Source organism: Microcystis sp. M061S2 (genome assembly GCF_020245605.1).
Lineage (GTDB): Bacteria > Cyanobacteriota > Cyanobacteriia > Cyanobacteriales > Microcystaceae > Microcystis.
Genome location: NZ_JADBUP010000113.1, coordinates 1 through 3,457, shown reverse-complemented (window position 1 = coordinate 3,457; position 3,457 = coordinate 1). Strand labels below are relative to the sequence as shown.

Sequence of the window (3,457 nt, the reverse complement as noted above, 5' to 3'; positions counted from 1 at the left end):
GCGGGGCTGACTCCAGACGCAAATTGTTTTCTGCAATATCGTCTAGTCCGTAGTCAACCCGTGATTCACGACGGCCCTCGGCCATTGAACGATTCCCATCTGCTGCCAGACGTTCTTGCTCACGCCGACGAGCCATATCCTGCTGACGTTGCGATAAGTTGTTCGGATTGAGACGATCAAACACGCCATTTTCTTGGGCACGTCGGATAAGTTGCTCAAGGATAGGGGCTGCAGCAGCACCGATAGCAAGCGCACCACCAGCACGAGCCGTAGGGCTCAGATTGTTGAAGGCAGCACGGGCGCTTGGGTTGGGCTGAGGAGTAAGCCGGTTTGGGGTAGCGTTAGGAGAGCCGTTTACGCGCTCTACGTTGCGGGCTAGTGCCTCCCGACCGTTGGCGGCTTGCGTCAATCTTTCACGACCGGCGTTAGCCATTTCAATCTGGGGTGCAGTATTAGGAGGCTGCCATCCTTGAATTGGGGGACTGGCCGAAGGACGAGGCGTGCTTGCAGCGGGCTTTGGGCGTGCTACGCGAGGAGATGAGGACCTAGTTGCTGGTTCAGCAGCAGCGTTTGCAGCGGGGGGTCTGGTGCGTGAAGGACGAACCTTGCTTGTTGGGTTGGTACCCTTCCCTGCCATAGTGGGGGATTCCTTTCAGATGAAGAAAAACCCCGCCATCGTAAATGACAGGGTTCAAGCCCGATGCTGGCATCTGTCGCGATCAGTGTATAGCCAGCAGAGCGGGGAACATTGGTGGATGGGGATGGAGTCGAACCACCACAGCCTAGGCCACTGATGTACAGTCAGCTAGTCTCGCCAATGACAGCCCATCCAATTTACTTTTTCAACCTTGCTGTATTATTTAGCTGGTTGTATTTGTACTCTGACGCGCTTCGACCAGTCTTTTTAGCTGCTCTATCTTTAGCGCGCTCAGAAGCGGTCATGTTACCGCGCTTAACACCTTTTGCAGTAGGCTCCGTAGAACCGGGCTTAAGATTGCCACTTTTCTGCAAACCAGCTACAGCAATTTTGGTTGCGGCTTCTTCAGAATATCCTTTCTGAGAAAGCTGATATTCTAGCCGTTTTAAAATCTTGGGCTTTGGCATCAAAGATTACCGGGAAGGTTTTTCGGAGATACTAGGGCGTAGCCCTCTCCACCGGCTGCATTACGAACATGCACGACGACGATTTGATCACCGTCAACATTGATGGTGCCCACTTCATGAACCACCTCTACAGGTACGGGCACCGGAAGTACGAGGCATTGTCCAGTCGCAACAGACATATTCATATACGTCACAGCGCCTTGGTTGCCTTCTGATTTGTAAACCTGTTCCGCATTGAAATACGGTGCAGGGTCTTTACAGACGAAACTTGTGGCAAGTTGGGCTTGGGCACCAACAGAAATAAACAAAGCTACGAGAAATGCGATAACCGCTTTCATCCACCTAAACCATACTTATCGAAAAGGTCCAGATTATCCGCTTCAAGCGTGGACTTTTTCTTTTTGGTATTTTCCCGTCGCTTGATGACCTTACGGCGGAAGTCTGCATCATCATCCTGTTCAGGACGGTCTTTAAATGTCTTGCCCATCTTTGATTTGTCGTCGCTCAATTAGAGCCTTTTTTACAGACCGGACTTCATGTTTTGGCAACAGACCTTCTTCATAAAGGTATTGCTCTACTTGTTCTGGCTCTAGCCAGATACCGGTCTTTTCGTAAATCGCCCACCGTGTGTAGATCACATAAGAACCCGGCACGTAAAGGCGGAATTGATCACCCTTCCTCGCGAGAAGGTATAGTTTTTCAAGTGTTGTCATTATGTACACAAGAATGAAAATTTGTCAAGCATTATTTTACTCAAATGATAAAAACTTATACCACAATTACGAATATTTGTCAAGTGTTATTTTTCATATAATCTAATACTTTTTCAATATCACTAATCATTGCATCAGACTTTAAGCGATTTGCCTTATATGAAATAACTTTCACATTACCGGCTACATATCCTTTACTATTATCAACTCTATCAAGTGAAGGAACAGTGTCTTTATTGGACCAATCCCACTTTGTACCAAATACCGGACAACATTCTGGCACTATGAGGTCGTCTTTGGTTAAGCTGCACTCCAGCCCTCGGCGCTTTGCTTTTCTTTCCAAACCGAGCAACAGATATGCTGCAAGATCATTTTTTCTAAGCTCATCTTTTTCTAGGATATGCTTATGTCTGTTTAACCGCATATACTCACGCATTTTGCGATTATGCTCATCGCGATTATCAGCTACGTATTCCTTTGTCCTAGTCATAGCACAGGCCACACAATTGCCTGTAGCGGTATAGCGCAAAGGCTCGTGACCATGTTTGCATGGTTTTCCAGTACAATAAAATTTTAATCCGCGGCGCTTAGCAACATGCCTGTATATAGGCAGAGGAATATCATGTAAAGTATTCATATTAACCCTTTCAAAAAGTTACACATTATATACGCGTATGTATAAATTTGTCAAGATAATTTATGATGAGAATAGGTTTATTGTATTGGGGAATAATTTTGCTCAAAAAATGTTTATAGATATACATCTATTGATTATATCTCCGGGGTTAACATATATCAACCTACCTCGAATAAAAAATATTCACTCTATATTAATTATTTACTTGACTTTTTTCAAAAATGTGGTATTTAATAAGAGCTTTGTTTGAGGGATCTAATATATCCCCACTCACAAAAAATACTCCCTCCCCTATTATAAGCTAGCTTAGGTCATGGCCCAACTGGTACTGGCTGTTGTAATACAATTGCCGAATGGCACTATGTAAGTCTAACACATATTCAATCACATACAAACACAGGTTCCTCCATAGGGCCTGTGTTTTTTTTTATTCTGTTAATGGCGAATGCCACTACTAAAGCCATGGCCCAAGCACTAGTGTACAGATTCTCCAACACCTTATTTTAGTTAGGGTTCACTTACATAATGGGTGTATACATTGAATTGTTACAGATTGTTACAGAGTAGTGTACGACTTTTATTTCAGAGATTTTATCCCAGTGGTGTATATACGCTCCTCCGTACCCCCTCTGCCCCTTGCCCACCCATGCCCTGTGCTTGTGACCATAGTCCCAAAATAGGGTAGAAATCCTAGGCTTGGCGTTTGGATAGGGTTACCGACCTACATCCAACGATTGTTGATAGGTCCGCTCATCATGAGTCAATGGTTGTACCAACCAGTACCTATGTAGGTATGCATTCCATCCTACCCCGGATGTATAGGCATTCCAGATACAGCCTTAGGTGTCGTTGATTAATACACCCCACAACCAATCGTACACTACACCACCACACCAAACAGTAGAACAGCTATACCACATCTTCAACCCGTAGTTACTGTCACACCTATGGGTTGTGCTGTGTGCGTATTGGTTGTGCCTGCTACAAGCCCCTAGGATGCTTG

At 45.2% G+C, this 3,457-nt stretch carries 5 protein-coding genes and 1 tRNA gene; all 6 read right to left on the bottom strand.

The window, feature by feature from the left end; all coding sequences use genetic code 11:
• Window positions 1-749 precede the first annotated feature (749 nt).
• Window positions 750-831, bottom strand: a tRNA-Tyr gene (locus tag IM475_RS18315).
• 3 nt (window positions 832-834) lie between these two features.
• Complete coding sequence (locus IM475_RS18310) at window positions 835-1,104, bottom strand: hypothetical protein (protein ID WP_287728664.1); 270 nt, start codon at window positions 1,102-1,104, stop codon at window positions 835-837.
• Complete coding sequence (locus tag IM475_RS18305; protein ID WP_287728662.1) at window positions 1,104-1,442, bottom strand: hypothetical protein; 339 nt, start codon at window positions 1,440-1,442, stop codon at window positions 1,104-1,106. The genes IM475_RS18310 and IM475_RS18305 overlap by 1 nt, the downstream gene beginning before the upstream one ends.
• A complete protein-coding gene (locus IM475_RS18300) occupies window positions 1,439-1,591 on the bottom strand; it encodes a hypothetical protein (RefSeq protein ID WP_287728661.1) in 153 nt (50 codons plus the stop codon). The genes IM475_RS18305 and IM475_RS18300 overlap by 4 nt, the downstream gene beginning before the upstream one ends.
• Window positions 1,575-1,817: a hypothetical protein gene (locus IM475_RS18295; protein ID WP_287728660.1), complete on the bottom strand. Its 243-nt coding sequence runs from the start codon at window positions 1,815-1,817 to the stop codon at window positions 1,575-1,577. The genes IM475_RS18300 and IM475_RS18295 overlap by 17 nt, the downstream gene beginning before the upstream one ends.
• Before the next feature lie 79 nt (window positions 1,818-1,896).
• Window positions 1,897-2,454: a hypothetical protein gene (locus tag IM475_RS18290; RefSeq protein WP_287728659.1), complete on the bottom strand. Its 558-nt coding sequence runs from the start codon at window positions 2,452-2,454 to the stop codon at window positions 1,897-1,899.
• Window positions 2,455-3,457 lie beyond the last annotated feature (1,003 nt).

Bases quoted from the DNA above. Each gene is read 5' to 3' on its own strand.
- IM475_RS18310 (WP_287728664.1), bottom strand. From the start codon at position 1,104: ATGCCAAAGCCCAAGATTTTAAAACGGCTAGAATATCAGCTTTCTCAG.
- IM475_RS18305 (WP_287728662.1), bottom strand. From the start codon at position 1,442: ATGAAAGCGGTTATCGCATTTCTCGTAGCTTTGTTTATTTCTGTTGGT.
- IM475_RS18300 (WP_287728661.1), bottom strand. From the start codon at position 1,591: ATGGGCAAGACATTTAAAGACCGTCCTGAACAGGATGATGATGCAGAC.
- IM475_RS18295 (WP_287728660.1), bottom strand. From the start codon at position 1,817: ATGACAACACTTGAAAAACTATACCTTCTCGCGAGGAAGGGTGATCAA.
- IM475_RS18290 (WP_287728659.1), bottom strand. From the start codon at position 2,454: ATGAATACTTTACATGATATTCCTCTGCCTATATACAGGCATGTTGCT.